Origin of the sequence: Zhouia amylolytica AD3 (genome assembly GCF_000511935.2) — a bacterium.
Taxonomy (GTDB): domain Bacteria; phylum Bacteroidota; class Bacteroidia; order Flavobacteriales; family Flavobacteriaceae; genus Zhouia; species Zhouia amylolytica.
This window is the reverse complement of sequence record NZ_AYXY01000023.1, coordinates 109795-128514: the sequence shown is the minus strand read 5'-3', so window position 1 is coordinate 128514 and position 18720 is coordinate 109795. Positions and strand designations below refer to the sequence as shown.

Sequence of the window (18720 nt, the reverse complement as noted above, 5' to 3'; positions counted from 1 at the left end):
TCAGGCGTTTTTTTTATTCGAATATTGTACCTTAGCATCCTTAGAATAGCTGTGAATTTGACCAAACAATTGAAATATGCACAAATGATAAAGTCGGAGGCTAAACGTCTCGGATTTTTGTCTTGTGGTATCTCTAAAGCAGATTTTTTAGAGGAAGAAGCTCCGAGATTGGAGAAATGGCTAAAGAATAATATGCATGGCGAAATGCATTATATGGAGAACCATTTTGATAAACGTTTAGATCCGCGTAAATTAGTCGAAGGGTCAAAATCTGTGGTTTCCATGCTCCTTAATTATTACCCTGAAAATACCCAGGAGGATCCTGAAGCTCCCAGGATTTCTAAATATGCATATGGTACCGATTATCATTTTGTGATTAAAGATAAGCTGAAACAATTACTGCAATTTATTCAGGAGGAGATCGGTGAAGTAAATGGTCGTGCTTTTGTCGATTCGGCACCTGTTTTAGATAAAGCATGGGCCGCAAAAAGCGGACTGGGCTGGATTGGTAAAAATGCCAACCTGCTCTCTAAACAAGTTGGCTCGTTTTTCTTTATCGCTGAGCTGGTTATCGATTTGGACCTGGTCTGTGATACCCCTGTAACTGATCACTGCGGTAGTTGTACTGCATGTATCGATGCATGTCCTACCCAGGCAATCGTAGAACCCTATGTAGTTGATGGAAGTAAGTGTATATCGTATTTTACCATCGAACTTAAAAATGAAATTCCACAAGATGTTCGCGGTAAATTTGATAACTGGATGTTTGGTTGTGATGTGTGTCAGGATGTTTGTCCGTGGAATCGCTTTTCGAAGCCCCATAATGAACCACTGTTTAACCCGCATCCCGATTTATTGTCGATGACCAAAAAGGATTGGGAAGAAATTACAGAAGATGTCTTTAGAAAGGTCTTTAAGAAGTCTGCTGTAAAGCGTACCAAATTCTCCGGACTCAAGAGAAACATAGATTTTCTCAAATAAACAACCCTTCCTCAATAGAGATATTCAAACGCACTTTTCTATAAAATAATGAATCCTTGGATCTGATTCTATTATCTTGAAATAATTGGTGAATTTCCAGTCCTGTCAGGTTTTTCATTACGTGAATATCAAAAGCACTAATACGAATATAAAAATTCCGGACATTAGCCGTCGAAGGGTTCTAAATCGATATTGGAATTAAGGGGCTGCGACAAGGTTAAAACAATCTTGATCGCTAAATAATGCAGGGTTATCCCTATGTTATCCCCATATTATCCCCATAATATCCCTAAATAATCCTTATCCATCTTCGCTTGTTCCCTAATGAAAAAGTTAATCATCTCTCCTGGTTCCGTTCCGATTACAGGAGCTAAAAAGGAACCTGTTCCGAGTAATATTAGTATCAGAAAGATGATGCGCTTCCGGTATAGATTTATAGCACCCCTAAGGGTGCAGGTGTCAATGAAATACTTGTTAATTTCCGGCAGATGATTCGTAAAAACCCTGAGATGATGATTATTTAAAAACAACAGTTTTAAGGTGGTGGTATATCCAAGATAACTTTTACCTTTGTAGCTTCATTTTAAAAGAATGAACTTATGAGTAAAGACAGTACTAGAAGGCGAGAGGCATTGGTGTACCATGCCAAGCCCCAGCCTGGGAAGATTAAAATAGTTCCAACCAAAAAATATGCAACACAAAGGGATTTGGCATTAGCGTATTCTCCCGGAGTAGCAGAACCTTGTTTGGAGATTGCTAAAGACAAAAGCAACGCATATAAGTATACGACAAAAGGAAACCTCGTAGCCGTAATATCAAATGGTACTGCAGTATTAGGTCTTGGTGATATAGGTCCGGAAGCCTCTAAGCCTGTTATGGAAGGGAAAGGACTTTTATTCAAGATATTTGCTGATATCGATGGTATGGATATCGAACTAGATACCAAGGACGTCGATAAGTTCATAGAAACAGTAAAAACAATAGCTCCTACTTTTGGAGGTATTAACCTTGAGGATATCAAAGCTCCAGAGGCTTTTGAAATAGAGAGAAGACTCAAAGAAGAGCTCGACATCCCTGTGATGCACGACGATCAGCACGGTACAGCTATTATTTCTGCAGCAGCCTTGTTGAATGCGTTGGAAATTGCCGAGAAGAAAATAGATGAAGTTCGCATTGTAATTAGTGGAGCAGGAGCGGCGGCAGTTTCATGTACGAGACTTTATAAGGCTTTTGGAGCTAAGGCAGAAAATATAGTAATGCTTGACAGTAAGGGGGTAATTAGAAGTGATAGAGATAACCTTTCTTCAGAAAAAGCGGAATTTGCTACAGACAGAAAAATAGACACCCTAGAAGAAGCGATGCAAGATGCAGATGTTTTTATTGGGCTTTCTATTGCAGATATTGTAACTCCTGAGATGTTGAATGCTATGGCAGTAGATCCTATTGTATTTGCCATGGCAAACCCAGACCCAGAAATCGCCTACGACCTTGCTATTAAAACCAGGGAAGATATTATCATGGCAACCGGAAGATCAGATCACCCTAATCAGGTGAATAATGTACTGGGCTTTCCTTTTATTTTCCGTGGAGCCCTAGACGTTAGAGCTACCAAGATAAATGAAGAAATGAAAATGGCAGCCGTTCGTGCATTGGCAGAATTGGCAAAAGAAATGGTGCCGGAACAAGTGAATATCGCATATGGAGAAACCAAATTGACATTCGGACGCGAATACATTATACCAAAACCATTCGATCCAAGGTTAATAGCCACAGTTCCTCCTGCTGTTGCAAAGGCAGCTATTGAAAGTGGAGTAGCTAAAGAACCTATCGAAGATTGGGAGCGTTATGAAGAACAATTATTGCAGCGTTTGGGTAATGACAATAAATTACTGCGATTACTTCATAGTAGAGCTAAAACAAATCCAAAGAGAATCGTATTTCCTGAAGCAGATCATTTAGATGTGCTTAAGGCGGCGCAAATAGTCTTTGATGAAGGTATTGGAATTCCGATACTTTTGGGAAGAAAAGATGTAATTCTTGAACTTAAGCAAGAATTAGAATTTGATGCCGATCTAACGATTATTGATACCAAAACAGACGATCATAACGAGAAGAAAAAGCAATATGCCAAGCAATATTGGGAATTGCGCAAACGCAAAGGCGTTACCTTGTATGAAGCTGAGAAGAAGATGCGTGAGCGTAACTATTATGCAGCTATGATGGTGAATGAAGGCGATGCTGATTGTTTGATTTCCGGATACTCAAGGTCATATCCAACGGTGGTAAGGCCAATGTTAGAGCTTATCGGAAAGGCAAATAATGTGTCTAAAGTAGCGGCGGTAAATTTAATGATGACCGAACGTGGTCCTATGTTCCTTGCAGATACTTCAATAAACATTGAGCCATCAGCGAATGATTTAGCTAATATCGCTCAAATGACTGCTTCTGCAGTGAAGTTGTTTGGTTTAGAACCGGTAATTGCTATGTTGTCATATTCGAATTTCGGTTCATCAGAGCATCCGGTCGCCAGAAAGGTAAATGAAGCAGTGAGAATGTTGCATGAAGAGCATCCTGAAATTATAGTTGATGGAGATATTCAAACAGACTTTGCCCTGAATCAGGAGCTGCATCAATCGAAATTTCCGTTTTCTAAATTGGCAGGCAGAAAAGTGAATACATTAATTTTCCCGAGCCTGGCCTCGGCTAATATTACCTATAAGCTCATAAAAGAATTGAATAAATCAGAGTCTATCGGACCTATAATGTTAGGGATGAACAAGCCGGTACACGTTATTCAACTTGGAGCTAGTGTTGAAGAAATGGTAAATATGGCCGCTGTGGCCGTTGTAGATGCACAAGAGCGTGGAAAGCGCAAAAAGAAAGCATAGCTCAACTTAAGTTTTATAAACTTTCCTTGAATATATACTTATAGAGTAAAAATGATATAAAAATTTTCATACCAAACGTCTAAGATTTGGTATGAAAATTTTTTGTAGGTTTGAGCTACTAATGTTTTCTAAAAATGATTGAGCATATTAAAGGTAAGTTGGTTGAGAAAAATCCAACCTATGTGGTTATTGAATCTAATGGTGTTGGGTATTTTATCAATATTTCACTTCATACATTTTCGCATATTTCACCAGATGAGAATATAAAGTTATTTACCCATTTTCAAGTTAGGGAAGATGCTCATACGTTATATGGGTTTATAGAAAAATCGGAAAGAGAGATTTTTAGATTGTTGATATCAGTGTCAGGAGTGGGGGCGAGTACGGCCAGAACCATGTTGTCATCGATGACTCCTGCTCAGATTAGAGATGCCATCGCAGTGGGAGATGCCCCGACGATTCAATCCATCAAAGGAATTGGTGCAAAAACTGCACAACGAGTTATTTTGGACCTTAAAGACAAGGTGTTGAAAGTGTTTGGTATTGATGAAGTTTCGGAAGTTCAAAACAATACAAATAAGGAAGAAGCGTTATCTGCTTTAGAGGTGTTAGGTTATGCTAGGAAGCAAGCAGAGAGAGTGGTGAATAAAATTTTAAAATCAGAACCTGAATTAAGTGTTGAAGCGTTAATCAAACAATCACTGAAGAACCTTTAATTAAATTTGAATCCAACCAATACCCCAAAATATATGACGAACCTTTTGAAAAGGATCTTCATCTTTTTAATGTTATGCGTATCAGGCTTAACCGTGGCTCAGAATCCTGCACAACAACAGGATACTGTAAAGTCAGGGGTTTCTTTGGGGACAATTAAATTAAAAAATCCAGCCAGTGTAATTTCTAAGTATACATACGACCCTGTAACTGATCGCTATTTTTATACAGAAAAAATCGGAGATTTTGATACAGCCTATCCGCTGATACTAACTCCGAAGGCATTCAAAGAAATGATGCTTCGTGAACAAATGAAGAATTATTTCAAAGAAAAAGAAAGTGCGATCTCAGGTAAAACTGAAGAAGGGAAGGAAGATCAAAAAAACTTGTTGCCCAACTTCTATGTTAATTCAGATTTTTTCCAATCGGTTTTTGGTGGCGATAAAATTGAAGTAATCCCTACAGGTTCCATTTCAATGGATTTGGGAGTCCGCGTTCAAAAAAATGACAACCCGGCTTTATCACCTAGAAACAGGACGAATATTACTTTTGATTTTGATCAGCGCATAAGTTTAAGTTTGCTTGGTAAGGTTGGAGAACGATTAACAATCAACGCAAATTACGATACGGAAGCGACCTTAGATTTTCAAAATCAGATAAAACTGGAATATACGCCCACTGAAGATGATATTATTCAGAAAATTGAAGTGGGTAACATAAGCATGCCACTTAATAGCTCTTTGATAAATGGAGCTCAAAGTTTGTTTGGTGTTAAAACAGAATTGCAATTTGGGAAAACCAGAGTTACAGCTGTATTTTCCGAACAACGATCTCAAAACAGGAGAGTAGTTGCTGAAGGAGGAGGTACAGTGAATGAGTTTGAAATCTCGGCATTGGATTATGATGCTGACAGACACTTCTTCTTGTCGCATTTCTTCCGGGATCAGTACGATCAGGCTGTTGCTAATTATCCCTATGTGAATACCCCTGTTCAGATTACCAGAATAGAAGTATGGGTGACCAATAGAATTCAAAATACCCAGAACGTTAGAAATATTGTGGCCTTACAGGATTTAGGGGAGCCTTTACCGGATAACACCCGATTAAATCAAAATGCGCCTGCAGGCTTTTTTAATACCACAAGTGACCTTCCTCAAAATGAAGCGAATGATTATAATCCATTTGAAATAGGGGGCACCTCTGTGCTAACTGAAGAAATAAGAGATGTAGCAACCGTTCAACAAGGTTTTGGAATATTAAACACCCAGGTGAATCAAGGATACGATTATGCCGTACTTGAAAACGCAAGAAAATTAGAGCAAGGAAGAGATTATCGATTAGATCAGCAATTGGGGTACATTTCATTAAACCAGCGCCTTAGTAATGATGAAATCCTCGGTGTGGCTTATCAGTATACGTATAGGGGAGAGGTGTATCAAGTAGGTGAGTTTGCCAACGATGGTGTGAATGCAACAGAGTATGAGAGTAATGCAAGTGGTCAGGTAGTAGCGGTAAACCCTCAGAGTTTGGTGCTTAAAATGCTTAAAAGTAATCTTACCCGTATAGAAGATCCGGTTTGGGACTTAATGATGAAAAATATATATGCAACAGGAGCTTTTCAGTTGTTGCAAGAAGATTTTAAAATGAACATCCTTTATACAGATCCTTCGCCTGTTAACTATATCTCGCCGGTAGATGAGGCAACATGGCCTTCAGGGTTGGAAGAACGGATTTTATTAGATGTTTTTAACTTTGATCGATTGAATGTTTATAACGATCCGCAAAATGGTGGAGACGGATTCTTTGATTTCTATCCGGGAATTACCGTTGATACTCAAAATGGCTTGATCATTTTTACCAAGGCTGAACCCTTTGGAGAATATATTCATGGGGTGCTTGGTGGAGGAGATTATAATAACCCCGACTCTTACAATGCGAATCAAAGCAAATATGTGTTTAGAAGTTTATACGAGAGTACACAGGCAGCTGCCTTAGAGGATAGCGATAAAAATAAGTATCAGTTAAAAGGTAAATATAGAGCCGAGGGTGGACGAGGGATCTCATTGGGTGCATTTAATGTGCCGCGGGGGTCTGTAAGAGTAAAAGCCGGAGGTAGGATACTTCAGGAAGGAGTCGATTATACCGTGAATTATATAGCGGGTACAGTCCAGATTTTAGATGAAGGACTGAAGGCTTCGAATATTCCGATTGAGGTGTCAGTCGAAAACAATGCTGTTTTCGGACAGCAAACCCGTCGTTTTGCCGGAGTAAATGTAGAGCACAAAATAAATGATAACTTCCTGTTAGGAGGAACCATGTTAAACCTTAGTGAGCGACCATTGACTCAAAAGGCAAACTATGGAACTGAACCTGTGAATAACACCATTTTTGGATTTAACGGGAATTATTCAACCGAACTGCCTTTTTTAACCAGATGGGTAAATAAACTTCCAAACATAGATACGGATGTTGCGTCAAATCTTTCTGTTAGAGGCGAATTTGCCTATTTAATGCCTGGATCTCCAAATATGGCCGATTTCGATGGGGAAACAACGGTATATCTTGATGATTTTGAAGGCGCTCAGGCATTCATAGATGTAAGGTCTCCGCTTGGTTGGTCATTAGCGAGTGCTCCAATAGGTTATGGAGGGGAAATACCGAATAACGACTTAGCTTCTGGAGAAAGAAGGGCTAAGTTGGCATGGTATACAATCGATCCTATATTTTATACCAATCAAAGACCTTCTTCGATTAATGATAATGACCTTTCCTTGAATTCAACCAGGAGGATTTATATAGATGAAATATTTCCGCAACAAGATATTGCGCAAGGGCAAACCCTGGTGCAAACTACCTTGGATCTTGCTTATTATCCAAATCAGAAAGGACCATATAATAATAATTTAGATTTTAGTAATGAAGCTCCTCAAGATAAATGGGGAGGAGTAATGCGTTCGATAAGCAGTACTAATTTTGAACAGGCAAATGTTGAATATATTCAGTTTTGGGTGCTGGATCCATATTACCAGGATGGTCAGTTGTCAGGACAAGGAGGAGAATTGGTGTTCAACCTTGGAAGTATAAGTGAAGATATCCTTAAAGATGGTAGAAAACAATATGAAAACGGTTTGCCCGGAGTAAATAGTAATGTGCTAACTCATGAAACGGTTTGGGGTTTAACCCCTGCCTCTCAGTCACTGGTATATGCATTTGATGCAGAGGAAGCGAATCGTCGATTACAAGATGTTGGTTTTGATGGCTTATCTGACAGTGAGGAAGCTACAAAGTACACCAATAATGGAGGTGCAGATCCAGCGTTGGATAATTATGAATACTATTTGAATGTCGAAGGAGATATTTTAAGTCGATATTTGAATTATAATAACCCTCAGGGAAATTCACCAATTCAGGTAACCAATACAAACAGAGGGTCAACGACCCTTCCAGACGTTGAAGATGTGAATCGTGACTTAACGATGAATACAGTAGATAGTTATTACGAATACAGAATCCCCATTTCACCAGGTATTCAAAGTACAGACAGATACGTTAGTGATGTTAGAGTGGTTAACACCACAAGCTTACCAAATAACGATTCTTACCAGGTAAGATGGATACAATACAAGATACCCGTTCGTGATTTTGAGAATGCTATTGGAGGTATAACTGATTTCAGATCTATTTCATATTTAAGAATGTATATGACTGGGTTTTCTGAAAACACAGTCATGCGTTTTGGAACACTGGATTTAGTGAGAGGTGATTGGAGGACCTATACCCGAGCGCTGAATCCTGATCAGGGAATAGATGACCAGGTGGTTTCTGAAATTAGCACGGTTAATATTCAGGAAAATGATCAAAGAGTACCGATTGCATATGTGTTGCCTCCTGGAGTGAGAAGAGAACAATTAAATACCAACAATACGGTTATTAATGTGAATGAACAATCCTTGTCCTTTTCCGTTTGTGAACTTGGACCAAGAGATGCTCAGGGAGTTTATAAGAATGTCAATGTAGACTTAAGACAATATGAGAAACTCAAGATGTTTGTTCACGCCGAAGAAATTGAAGGGCAGGAATCCCTGAATCAAGATGATCTTGTAGCATTTATTAGGTTCGGAACCGATTATGATCAAAATTACTACCAGATTGATGTTCCCTTGACACCAACAGATTATGTACCGGGACAGGTTAATAATTTATCTTCAGACTTGGTATGGCCGGTGGAGAATAATATTGATGTGCTGCTGAGCACGTTTTCTAAAATTAAAGCTGAAGTTTTACAGAATTCCAACCTGAGTTCAAGTGAAGTGAATTTCTTTAATGAGGATCTTCAATCAGTTGATGAATATGATTTGGGAGGATTAACAGGAAACAATCGATATAAATTTGGGATAAAAGGTAATCCTTCTTTGGGGAATGTTAGATCGATAATGATAGGATTGAAAAACGGAACAACCAACAAGGATGTTTGCGGAGAGGTCTGGTTTGATGAATTGCGATTGGCAGGTCTGGATAACAAGGGCGGTTGGGCTGCAGTTGGTTCCGTAGACGGGAATGTGGCCGATTTTGCTAACTATTCAGTAACCGGAAGTGTGAACAATATTGGATTTGGCGCATTAGATGAAACGCCGAATGAGCGAAGTAGAGAGAAGGCTGTCAAGTACGGTGTTAATACAAATGTGAATTTAGGACAGTTATTGCCGAAGCAGTGGGGCGTTCAAATACCTTTAAACTATAATATATCGGAAGAATTGATAACACCTGAATTCGATCCGTTATATCAGGATCTTAAGTTGCAGGATCGATTGGATGCAGCAGAAAGCACTGTAGATAGAGAACTTATTCAAAATCAATCTGAGGATTATACAAAACGACGTGGAATCAATGTTATAGGGGTTAGGAAAAATCGTGGAGAAGAACAGAAGCCACATGTGTATGATATTGAAAATTTCACATTCAATATGGCGTATAATGAAACAAATCATAGAGATTTTGAAGTTGAACAGTTGAGAGATCAAAATGTCAGGACAGGATTTACTTACGGCTATAACTTTGAGCCGGAACCCGTGGAGCCGTTCGCTAAAAATGATTCTTTATTCACGGGGAGTTATTGGCAGTGGCTGAAAGATTTAAACTTTAATTATCTTCCTAATAATATATCCTTGAACTCGAATATAAATCGAAGCTTTAATCAGCAGCGTTTTAGAGAAGTGTTTGATGGTGATCAATCACAGTTTATTGGATTGCCGGAGTTGCAACAAAGAAATTTCTTGTTTGACTGGCAATATGCAATTAATTATAATTTAACCAAATCAGTTCGTGTTAACTTTACCGCAGCAAATAATAATATAGTTCGTAATTATTATACGCTTGATGAAGATGGTAATAAAACGATTAATAGAGAGATGAACCTCTGGAGTGGTTTTTGGGATGTTGGGGAGGCCAATAGGCATACGCAAAAACTACAGGTTGATTATGAACTCCCTTTTAATAAAATTCCACCCTTGAGTTTTATCAATGCTACATATTCCTACACTGCCGATTTTGATTGGCAGCGTGGAGGTGATGTCTTACGTGAAATTGCAGGGCAACAATTAAATACCGTTCAGAACGCAAGCACACATAAGCTAACTTCGTCTTTAACTATGGACAGGTTTTACAGGTATTTAGGGTTGAAAAGTGATCCGAGAAGAAATAGGGCTGGTGTTGCCAGGAATAATGGTGATCCACAGGTTGCCGATAAAAAAGATAATAAGGGATTGAATGTGCTTACCGATTTCGTGACCATGTTGAAACGGGTGAATGTAAGTTATACTAAAAATGCAGGTAAACTGCTCCCGGGTTATATCAGGAGCATCGGGTTTATAGGTACTTTAAAACCATCCGTTGGATTTACCTTTGGTAGTCAGAAAGATGTTCGTTTTGAAGCTGCACGAAGAGGATGGCTTACAACCTTCCCGGATTTTAACCAACAGTACATGGAGCGGGATGCAACGGAATTTGATGTAACAGCAAATCTGGAGCCATTTAAAGATCTAACCATAGATTTGTCAGCTAACCGAAGATATTCGGAAAACTATACAGAAAACTTTAGAGTAGATAATCTCGGGTCGGGGGTTTATGATTATGTTAATTTACTAGGTAATCAGTATGGTGATTTCTCGATATCCTCGATAATGATTAAAACTGCTTTCCAAAAAAGAGATGAATCCGTTTCGGAAACGTTTAATGAGTTTAGTGATAACAGGATTGTTATCGCTCAACGATTGGCAGGAGTGTCAGTGAATCCAAATGCCACGGAATATCCGGATGGTTACGGACCAACCAATCAAGCAGTTCTATTACCAGCTTTTGTAGCTGCTTATACGGGTCAGGATGCCAGTAGTGTGAATTTAAATGCCTTTAGAGATACCCCAATCCCTAACTGGTCGCTTAAATACACTGGTTTAATGCGCTTGGGGTGGTTTAAGGATGTGTTTAGGCGCTTTTCTATTGGACATGGTTATCGATCTAGTTATAGTATAAATGCTTTTCGAACCAACTTAGATTATGATATCGATAATCCAAATGAACGTGACCAGTCTGGTGATTTTAAAAACCCGACGCTTTATACCAATGCCACTTTAGTAGAGCAGTTTAATCCATTGGTGAAAGTTGATTTTGAAATGAAAAATTCATTTAGTGTTCTAGCCGAACTCAGAAAAGACAGGGCGCTTTCCCTCAGCTTTGATAATAATTTATTGACTGAGATGTCGGGTAATGAATATATACTTGGTTTAGGTTATAGAATTAAAGATTTAAGGTTTGTAACAAATATTGGAGGGAAAAAGAGTACTTTGAAAAGTGATCTTAATATCAAAGCTGATTTGTCGTTAAGAGATAATATTACGATCATTAGAAATTTAGATATTAATACCAATCAGGTAACAGCAGGGCAAAATATCTGGGCTATAAAATTTACTGCCGACTATGCGCTTACACAAAATTTAACGGCATTATTTTATTACGATCATACCCTTTCAAAGTATAAAGTGTCTACCGCATATCCTCAGGCTACCATTCGATCAGGAATAACATTGCGTTATAATTTTGGAAATTAACAAATAGTATTGTTGATATAAATGCCAGAATAATTTACATTTGCCAAGCAACTTTTTAATAAAACAATAAATAGTAAACAGCACATGAATATTCCATCAGAATTAAAATACACCAAAGATCACGAGTGGATTAAGATTGAGGGTGATGTTGCAACTGTAGGTATTACAGACTTTGCTCAAAAAGAATTAGGTGATATCGTTTATGTTGAGGTGGAAACTGTAGATGAAACTTTAGATAGAGAAGAAGTTTTTGGAACAGTTGAAGCAGTTAAAACGGTATCTGATTTGTTTTTACCACTATCTGGAGAAATCATTGAGTTCAATGAGGATTTAGAAGGAGAACCAGAAAAAGTTAATGCTGATCCTTATGGTGAAGGATGGATGATAAAAATTAAATTTTCTGATGCATCTGAAGTAGAAGATCTTCTCGATAGTGAAGCTTATAAAGAGCTAATTGGTGCTTAGAAGAAGTATACTTTTTATAATAATAGCAATAAGCTGGACCGTTTTAATAACGGTATCCAGCTTATTGTCTTTTAAAGAACTTCCTAGTACAGGTATCGAGGTATCTGACAAAGTAATCCATGGTGGTATTTATTTTGTATTTACGGTATTGTGGTATTTAGTACTTGTTTCGTATATTAAAAGGAACTTATTGCTTAAAATAGGGGTGGTAAGTGCGCTGTATGGTATAATTATTGAGGTATTTCAATACCTGATGCCTTATGGCCGAAGTTTTGAACCTTTAGATATTGTAGCCAATTGCTGCGGTATATTGTTAGGAATTTTAGCAGTTAAATTATTTTTTTCCGCAGAGCGGATGAAAAAGAAAAAATAAATTGCTTTTAATTTAAATAAATAGTTAAATTAGCGAACATAAATTTGAAAAAGCATGGAACCTAAGAAAAATCCGAAAGCCGATTTAACCAGGAATAGCGGGCTATACTTTGCCATTGGGTTGGCCTTGGTTATGTTCATTACCTGGAGGGCAATCGAATGGAAGAAGTACGATAAATCAGAATTTGATGTAGCGTCTACCGAGATGTTAGAAGATTTAGAGGAGGACATCCCGATTACACAACAGTTGAAGCAACCGCCACCACCACCACCACCGGCAGCTCCGGAAATTATTGAAGTGGTAGAAGATGAAGAGGAGGTTGAAGAGACAGAAATTGAGTCTACAGAAACAGATCAAGCAGAAGAAATTGTTGAGGTAGAAGAAGTGGAAGTAGCTGAAGAACCTGTAGATGTGGATGTGCCATTTACAGTGATTGAAGATAAACCAATGTTCCCTGATTGTAAGAATGTGCCTAAGAGTCAGCAGTTCCAATGTTTTAAAGAGAACCTTGATAAGCACGTAAGAAAAAACTTCCGTTACCCGGAAGCAGCTCAGGAAATGGGAATCCAAGGTAGGGTTTATGTACAGTTTAGAATTAACAAGGATGGTTCAATTACGATTATGAATACTCGTGGGCCAGATAAGAGTTTAGAAGATGAGGCGAAGAGAATTATCAATAAACTTCCTAAGTTAATTCCTGGTAAGCAGCGTGGAAGACCAACTTCTGTAACATTTGCATATCCTATTGTCTTCAAGTTGAATTAGAATATACTTACAACGATATAAGTAAAAACCCGAGCAATTGCTCGGGTTTTTCTTTTTTGGTATGCTTATTGTGCTTGTTTTTAGTGTATTAACATTTATATCAAAAAAACATTATGGAAACAAACACTAACAATTTAAACGAGTCTCGTGGCAGCGATTCGCGTTTAAGAAAGTATTCTAAGCATGATGCTAATTTACCAAAAAATGAAGTCTTGAGATTTCAAATCGGTTTAGTAATTAGTTTAGCAGTTGCATATTTTGCAATAGAAGCAACTTTTGCGGTCACTAGTTATGTAAACACTGAACCCGTTGTGATCGAAGAAGATCAAACGTATGAAATGACAGAGTTTAAGGTTGAACAGGAGGTTAAAGAAAAAATTCAACCACAAAAACAAACCGTAAAGCTCATAGATGATATTCAGGTGGTTGATGATAAGACTGTCGTTGATCAGGATGAAGAGTTCAAGAATGAGAAGGAGCCGGTGGAGGATCTTAATACCGACGATATTGTTTATGAAGATCCGGATGAAATAGAAATGCCTGTCGTGGCATGGGACAAAGTAGAGATAGTGCCTGTGTTCCCTGGGTGTGAGACCTTGCAGAGTAATAAAGAGCGAAGAGAATGTATGAGTGATGCAATTAATAAGATTGTACAACGAAATTTTGACACCTCTATTGCAGGGGAATATGGTCTTGAAGGGATTCAAAGAATTTATGCTCAATTTAAGATTAATCAGGAGGGGCAGGTTGAAGAGATTAAAATTCGTGCCCCTCATAAGGTGTTGGAGGAAGAGGCAGAAAGGGTCATTAAATTAATACCACAAATGACTCCCGGGAAGCAACGAAATAAAGATGTTTCTGTTATTTTTCTAAAACCCATTGTCTTTAAGGTACAATAAATTAAAGTCCCGTTATGCGGGATTTTTTTCATTTTATAACGGCTTCACCATAGAGTTTAACATTAGAACGCTGTTTAAAGATTGCATAAATAGCTTTTGTACAGTATCTTTGCAGCCGATTTAGAAAAGATTTGATGAAAACTGTATTGAGTACTGCAACAAAAACACAGTCGTTTGCCCTTATATTTGATGATTTTAAGCAAATTACCAAAGTAGGTCTTTCGGTAAGTGTTGTGTTTTCTTCATTAGCGGGATATCTGCTTGGTGCCGATCAGATACAATTACAGCCGTTGCTTTTACTTGCATTCGGAGGTTATTTTATGGTGGGGGCTTCAAACACATTCAACCAAATTATAGAAAAGGATTTAGATGCTTTAATGAAGCGTACTAAAAACAGACCTATACCATCAGGTAGAATGTCAGTACAAGTAGCCTTTGTTATAGCAAGTCTGTTTACTTTATGTGGTATTACTGCTTTGTATATAGTGAATCCTAAAACGGCTATGTTTGGAGCGATATCCATTTTTATGTATACATGTATGTATACCCCTCTAAAGACGATTTCTCCATTAGCCGTATTTGTAGGTGCTTTTCCGGGTGCTATTCCCTTTATGTTAGGTTGGGTTGCTGCCACAAATGATTTTGGAATTGAGCCTGGGACCCTGTTTATGATACAGTTTTTTTGGCAATTTCCTCATTTCTGGGCCATTGGTTGGATGTTGGATGAAGATTATAAAAAGGCAGGATTTAAAATGTTGCCTACTGGAAAAAAAGATAAAACCACCGCATTACAAATTATTATGTATACTATTTGGATGCTTGTGGTTTCTGTAATACCTGTAACCGGAATTACTGGTGATTTACATTTGTCAATGCCATCAGCTATCGTTATATTCCTTTTAGGTCTGGTAATGTTGGTTTTTGCGTTTAAATTATACCAGGTTCAGGATAATAAAGCCGCAAGAAGTTTAATGCTTGCAAGTGTTTTATATATCACGGTAATACAAGTTGTTTACGTAATAGATAAATATTTAGCTTAGATAGATGGATTTAACTCAGGGAACTTTTGTTGAAAAGCAAGGTAGAGCCAAAAAAATGATGCTTTGGTTTGGAATGGTAAGTTTGGCAATGATGTTTGCAGGGCTAACAAGTGCTTATGTGGTGAGTAAATCCAGGCCCGATTGGATTGCGGATTTCCAGATTCCAACTTCCTTTTATATAAGTACCGCTGCTATTTTGTTAAGTAGTTTGACTTTTCATTTGGCAAAGAAGGCTGTACAAAACGGTGATAGGTCTAAAACTACTACTTTATTATTGGTGACCCTTGCCTTAGGTGTTGCTTTTATTTTGTTGCAATTCGCCGGATTTTCAGAAATAATTGCAAACGGCTATTATTTTACAGGAAGCGAAAGTACAATTACCACATCTTTTTTATATGCTATAGTTTTTTCGCATATAGTTCACGTAATCGCAGGCCTGTTGGTGCTTTTGGTGGTAATTTATAATCATTTTAAAGAAAAGTATAAACCTGGTCAAACCCTTGGTTTAGAGTTAGGTGCAATGTTTTGGCACTTTCTTGACTTTTTATGGGTATATTTGATTTTGTTTTTCTATTTCTTTAGATAAAGAAAAAACGTAAATTTGACAAATTTTTAAACATAACCAGATTAACACGTATATGGAAGCTACGGTTACTACAGAATCTAAAGAAAAAGTTTGGGGAGGCGGAAATGAGCCGTTAAGAGCAAGTTACGGTAAAATGATGATGTGGTTTTTCATCGTCTCAGATGCTCTTACATTCTCAGGGTTTTTAGTGTCTTACGGATTCTCAAGATTTAAATTTATTGAAATTTGGCCAATTGCCGATGAAGTGTTTACGCACGTTCCTTTCTTTCATGGTAATTATCCAATGTATTATGTGGCCTTTATGACCTTTATTCTAATTATGTCATCAGTGACGATGGTGCTTGCCGTTGATGCCGGGCATAAAATGAAAAAGACTAAAGTAACATGGTACATGTTTGCTACCATCATTGGTGGTTTAATATTCGTAGGTTCTCAGGCGTGGGAATGGGCAACCTTTATTAAGGGAGACTATGGCGCAGTTGAAACTAAAGGAGGGAATATCCTTCAGTTTGTGAATGCCGATACAGGAAAGAGAATCGCATTAGAAGAGTTCGCTACCACAATTCCATCAGAAAGAGATAGGTTAGAGCGCAAAGATGCTTTTTGGTTTCAATCAGAAGGGTCGCTTCCATCTTATACAATAAATGAAGTTGTTGAGGGTGTTAAAAGTCATCCGAATGTTTTAGTGAAAACTGCTTTCTTTGATGAAACAGGTCACAAAAAAGAAGTACTTTCAAGAGAAGAATCGCTAGAGGCACTTAAAGATGCAAAACTAGTGGTAGAAGGAGCTAACCTTACGCGTAACGAATATGGACATCCATTGTTCGCAGACTTCTTTTTCTTTATCACCGGATTCCACGGATTCCACGTGTTCTCAGGAATTGTAATTAATATTATTATATTCTTTAATGTGATAATAGGGACTTACGAAAGAAGAGGGCATTATGAAATGGTTGAAAAAGTTGGGTTGTACTGGCACTTTGTAGATTTAGTTTGGGTGTTTGTATTTACATTCTTCTACCTTGTATAATAATTGAAATTAGAAAAAAAACAATGGCACACGATAATCATAAACTTGCAATTTTTAGAGGGACGTTAAATTTTAAGAGTAACGTTCAAAAAATATGGGGAGTTTTAATCTTACTTTCCATTATAACAGCAGTCGAGGTAGCACTTGGTATTGTTAGACCAGAATGGTCTTTGACAAAAGTGTTAGGGATGAAGTTGTTAAACTGGATTTTTATTGGATTAACTATTGTAAAAGCATATTACATCGCTTGGGATTTTATGCACCTGCGTGATGAAAAGGCCGGTTTTAAATGGTCTTTGGTATTGCCTTTAGTTATTTTAATACCTTATTTGGTATTTATCCTATTAGTTGAAGGAGATTATATTTATGAAGTGTATAAAGATGGTTTCGTAACTTGGAACTTCTAAACACTATATGCACTTTTAACAATACTTTCAAGACGGTTTTAAACCGTCTTTTTTATTTTTGTACCGAAAACAAATAGTAAATGAAAAAGTCCCTGGTACTTGCTGTACTTTTTATCCTTCCAATTGTTGTCTATCTTTTTTTTGCATCTGGAGTCAACAACTTTGCAAAATTACCAATACTGTCTGAACGAGTAGATGATATTAATGAATTCGAAAATTTAGATGGATCATCAGTTAGCTTAAAGGATAAGATTACTGTTCTTAGTTTTTTTGGAAATGATGTCCTGAATAAAAAGAACAATGCTTTAAATCTTAATGAAAAAATTTATAAGCGATTTAATGGTTTTGAAGATTTTCAATTGGTAGCCGTTTTTCCAGTAGGTGCTGAGCATGATGCCAAAGATCTGAAGGCTGAGCTTAGCTTCTTAACGGATACAGCTAATTGGAATTTTGTGTTCGGAACAGACAGTCAGATAGCGTCGTTTTTTAATAGTTTAAAAACAGATACGGACCTGGACGATCATTTAGGTAATCCCTATGCTTATATTATTGATAAAAAATTAAACCTAAGGGGCAGAACCGATGATGAAGATGTTTCAGGAGGGGTCCTTTATGGCTATAATACGACCTCTGTAGCTGAGATCAATAATAAAATGATTGATGACATTAAAATAGTTCTTGCCGAATACAGGATGGCTCTTAAGAAGAATGACGAAGAACAGTCAGGTAAGAGAGAATCGTATTTAAAAAAAGTGGATAAGCGATAATTAATAAAATTTTAGATTGTGAAAAACAAATCATATATATGGGTTGGATTGGTTATTCTGATATTCGGAATCATCTTTATCCCGGAGATTGTAAATAGAATTAAAGATAATGATGTGGTTGATGAAGACCGCCATAAGGTTGGTCAAAAAAAGGCTGAGTTAGTCAAATTAGGTAAAGTCCCTGCTTTCACATTTATTAATCAGAACAATGATACGATTTCTGATAAATATTATGCTGGTAAAGTGTATGTTGTAGAGTTCTTTTTTACTACGTGTCCTACCATTTGCCCGATCATGAATACAAATATGCTGAAGTTACAGGAGTCCTTCCGTAATGAGAATGATTTTGGAGTGGCCTCATTTACCATAAATCCTAAAAACGACACCCCCGAAGTGTTAAATGAGTATGCTCAGAAATATGGTATTACCCATCCGAACTGGAACTTACTAACGGGAGATCGTGAAAAGATTTATGGCTTGTCCAATACAGGTTTTAACCTTTATGCTGGGCAAAATGCCAATGTAGAAGGTGGTTTTGAGCATTCAGGACTTTTTGCTTTAATTGATAAAGAGGGAAATATCACTTGTAGAACAGATCAGTTTGGCAATCCTAAGGTGTATTATGATGGAGTAGGCGAAAATGGAGATGGTGGAGATATAGAATTACTTAAAGAAGACATTAAACAACTTTTAAACGAGTAG

The 18720-nt window shown here is 37.4% G+C and carries 14 protein-coding genes; all 14 read left to right on the top strand.

The genetic code is table 11. The features are described from left to right. Positions 1-84 precede the first annotated feature (84 nt). The 14 genes from queG (at position 85) to P278_RS11290 (ending at position 18720) form a co-directional block, all read left to right on the top strand. The gene (gene queG / locus P278_RS11355) at positions 85-981 is read left to right on the top strand and encodes a tRNA epoxyqueuosine(34) reductase QueG (RefSeq protein WP_038266785.1); all 897 of its coding nucleotides are present in this window, start codon (positions 85-87) and stop codon (positions 979-981) included. A gap of 599 nt (positions 982-1580) precedes the next feature. Then, positions 1581-3869, top strand: a complete 2289-nt coding sequence (locus tag P278_RS11350; RefSeq protein ID WP_038266782.1) for an NADP-dependent malic enzyme — start codon at positions 1581-1583, stop codon at positions 3867-3869. 134 nt (positions 3870-4003) lie between these two features. Beyond that, the gene (gene ruvA / locus P278_RS11345) at positions 4004-4585 is read left to right on the top strand and encodes a Holliday junction branch migration protein RuvA (RefSeq protein WP_038266780.1); all 582 of its coding nucleotides are present in this window, start codon (positions 4004-4006) and stop codon (positions 4583-4585) included. A 33-nt stretch (positions 4586-4618) separates the two neighbouring features. Further along, positions 4619-11686, top strand: coding sequence for a T9SS outer membrane translocon Sov/SprA (gene sov, locus P278_RS11340; RefSeq protein ID WP_038266778.1), 7068 nt, complete (start codon positions 4619-4621; stop codon positions 11684-11686). Between the two features lie 84 nt (positions 11687-11770). Further along, entirely contained in the window at positions 11771-12151 is a 381-nt protein-coding gene (gene gcvH / locus P278_RS11335) for a glycine cleavage system protein GcvH (RefSeq protein ID WP_038266775.1), read from the top strand. Beyond that, positions 12144-12524, top strand: coding sequence for a VanZ family protein (locus tag P278_RS11330; protein ID WP_161808358.1), 381 nt, complete (start codon positions 12144-12146; stop codon positions 12522-12524). The genes gcvH and P278_RS11330 overlap by 8 nt, the downstream gene beginning before the upstream one ends. A gap of 54 nt (positions 12525-12578) precedes the next feature. After that, the gene (locus P278_RS11325; protein WP_038266770.1) at positions 12579-13289 is read left to right on the top strand and encodes an energy transducer TonB; all 711 of its coding nucleotides are present in this window, start codon (positions 12579-12581) and stop codon (positions 13287-13289) included. 113 nt (positions 13290-13402) lie between these two features. Then, complete coding sequence (locus P278_RS11320) at positions 13403-14188, top strand: energy transducer TonB (protein ID WP_038266767.1); 786 nt, start codon at positions 13403-13405, stop codon at positions 14186-14188. A gap of 134 nt (positions 14189-14322) precedes the next feature. Beyond that, positions 14323-15228 (top strand): heme o synthase, encoded by a 906-nt coding sequence (gene cyoE, locus P278_RS11315; protein WP_038266764.1) that lies wholly within the window; start codon positions 14323-14325, stop codon positions 15226-15228. 4 nt (positions 15229-15232) lie between these two features. Beyond that, positions 15233-15814, top strand: coding sequence for a cytochrome c oxidase subunit 3 (locus tag P278_RS11310; protein WP_038266760.1), 582 nt, complete (start codon positions 15233-15235; stop codon positions 15812-15814). Positions 15815-15866: 52 nt separating this feature from the next. After that, the gene (locus P278_RS11305) at positions 15867-16844 is read left to right on the top strand and encodes a cytochrome c oxidase subunit 3 (protein ID WP_038266757.1); all 978 of its coding nucleotides are present in this window, start codon (positions 15867-15869) and stop codon (positions 16842-16844) included. A 23-nt stretch (positions 16845-16867) separates the two neighbouring features. Then, a complete protein-coding gene (locus P278_RS11300) occupies positions 16868-17251 on the top strand; it encodes a cytochrome C oxidase subunit IV family protein (protein WP_038266754.1) in 384 nt (127 codons plus the stop codon). A gap of 80 nt (positions 17252-17331) precedes the next feature. Next, positions 17332-18018 carry a hypothetical protein gene (locus P278_RS11295; protein ID WP_038266751.1) on the top strand — a complete coding sequence of 229 codons (687 nt, stop codon included), beginning with the start codon at positions 17332-17334 and terminating at the stop codon, positions 18016-18018. 18 nt (positions 18019-18036) lie between these two features. After that, complete coding sequence (locus P278_RS11290; RefSeq protein WP_038266749.1) at positions 18037-18720, top strand: SCO family protein; 684 nt, start codon at positions 18037-18039, stop codon at positions 18718-18720.

Coding starts and splice junctions, on each gene's coding strand:
- queG (WP_038266785.1), top strand. CDS start 85: ATGATAAAGTCGGAGGCTAAACGTCTCGGATTTTTGTCTTGTGGTATC.
- P278_RS11350 (WP_038266782.1), top strand. CDS start 1,581: ATGAGTAAAGACAGTACTAGAAGGCGAGAGGCATTGGTGTACCATGCC.
- ruvA (WP_038266780.1), top strand. CDS start 4,004: ATGATTGAGCATATTAAAGGTAAGTTGGTTGAGAAAAATCCAACCTAT.
- sov (WP_038266778.1), top strand. CDS start 4,619: ATGACGAACCTTTTGAAAAGGATCTTCATCTTTTTAATGTTATGCGTA.
- gcvH (WP_038266775.1), top strand. CDS start 11,771: ATGAATATTCCATCAGAATTAAAATACACCAAAGATCACGAGTGGATT.
- P278_RS11325 (WP_038266770.1), top strand. CDS start 12,579: ATGGAACCTAAGAAAAATCCGAAAGCCGATTTAACCAGGAATAGCGGG.
- P278_RS11320 (WP_038266767.1), top strand. CDS start 13,403: ATGGAAACAAACACTAACAATTTAAACGAGTCTCGTGGCAGCGATTCG.
- cyoE (WP_038266764.1), top strand. CDS start 14,323: ATGAAAACTGTATTGAGTACTGCAACAAAAACACAGTCGTTTGCCCTT.
- P278_RS11310 (WP_038266760.1), top strand. CDS start 15,233: ATGGATTTAACTCAGGGAACTTTTGTTGAAAAGCAAGGTAGAGCCAAA.
- P278_RS11305 (WP_038266757.1), top strand. CDS start 15,867: ATGGAAGCTACGGTTACTACAGAATCTAAAGAAAAAGTTTGGGGAGGC.
- P278_RS11300 (WP_038266754.1), top strand. CDS start 16,868: ATGGCACACGATAATCATAAACTTGCAATTTTTAGAGGGACGTTAAAT.
- P278_RS11295 (WP_038266751.1), top strand. CDS start 17,332: ATGAAAAAGTCCCTGGTACTTGCTGTACTTTTTATCCTTCCAATTGTT.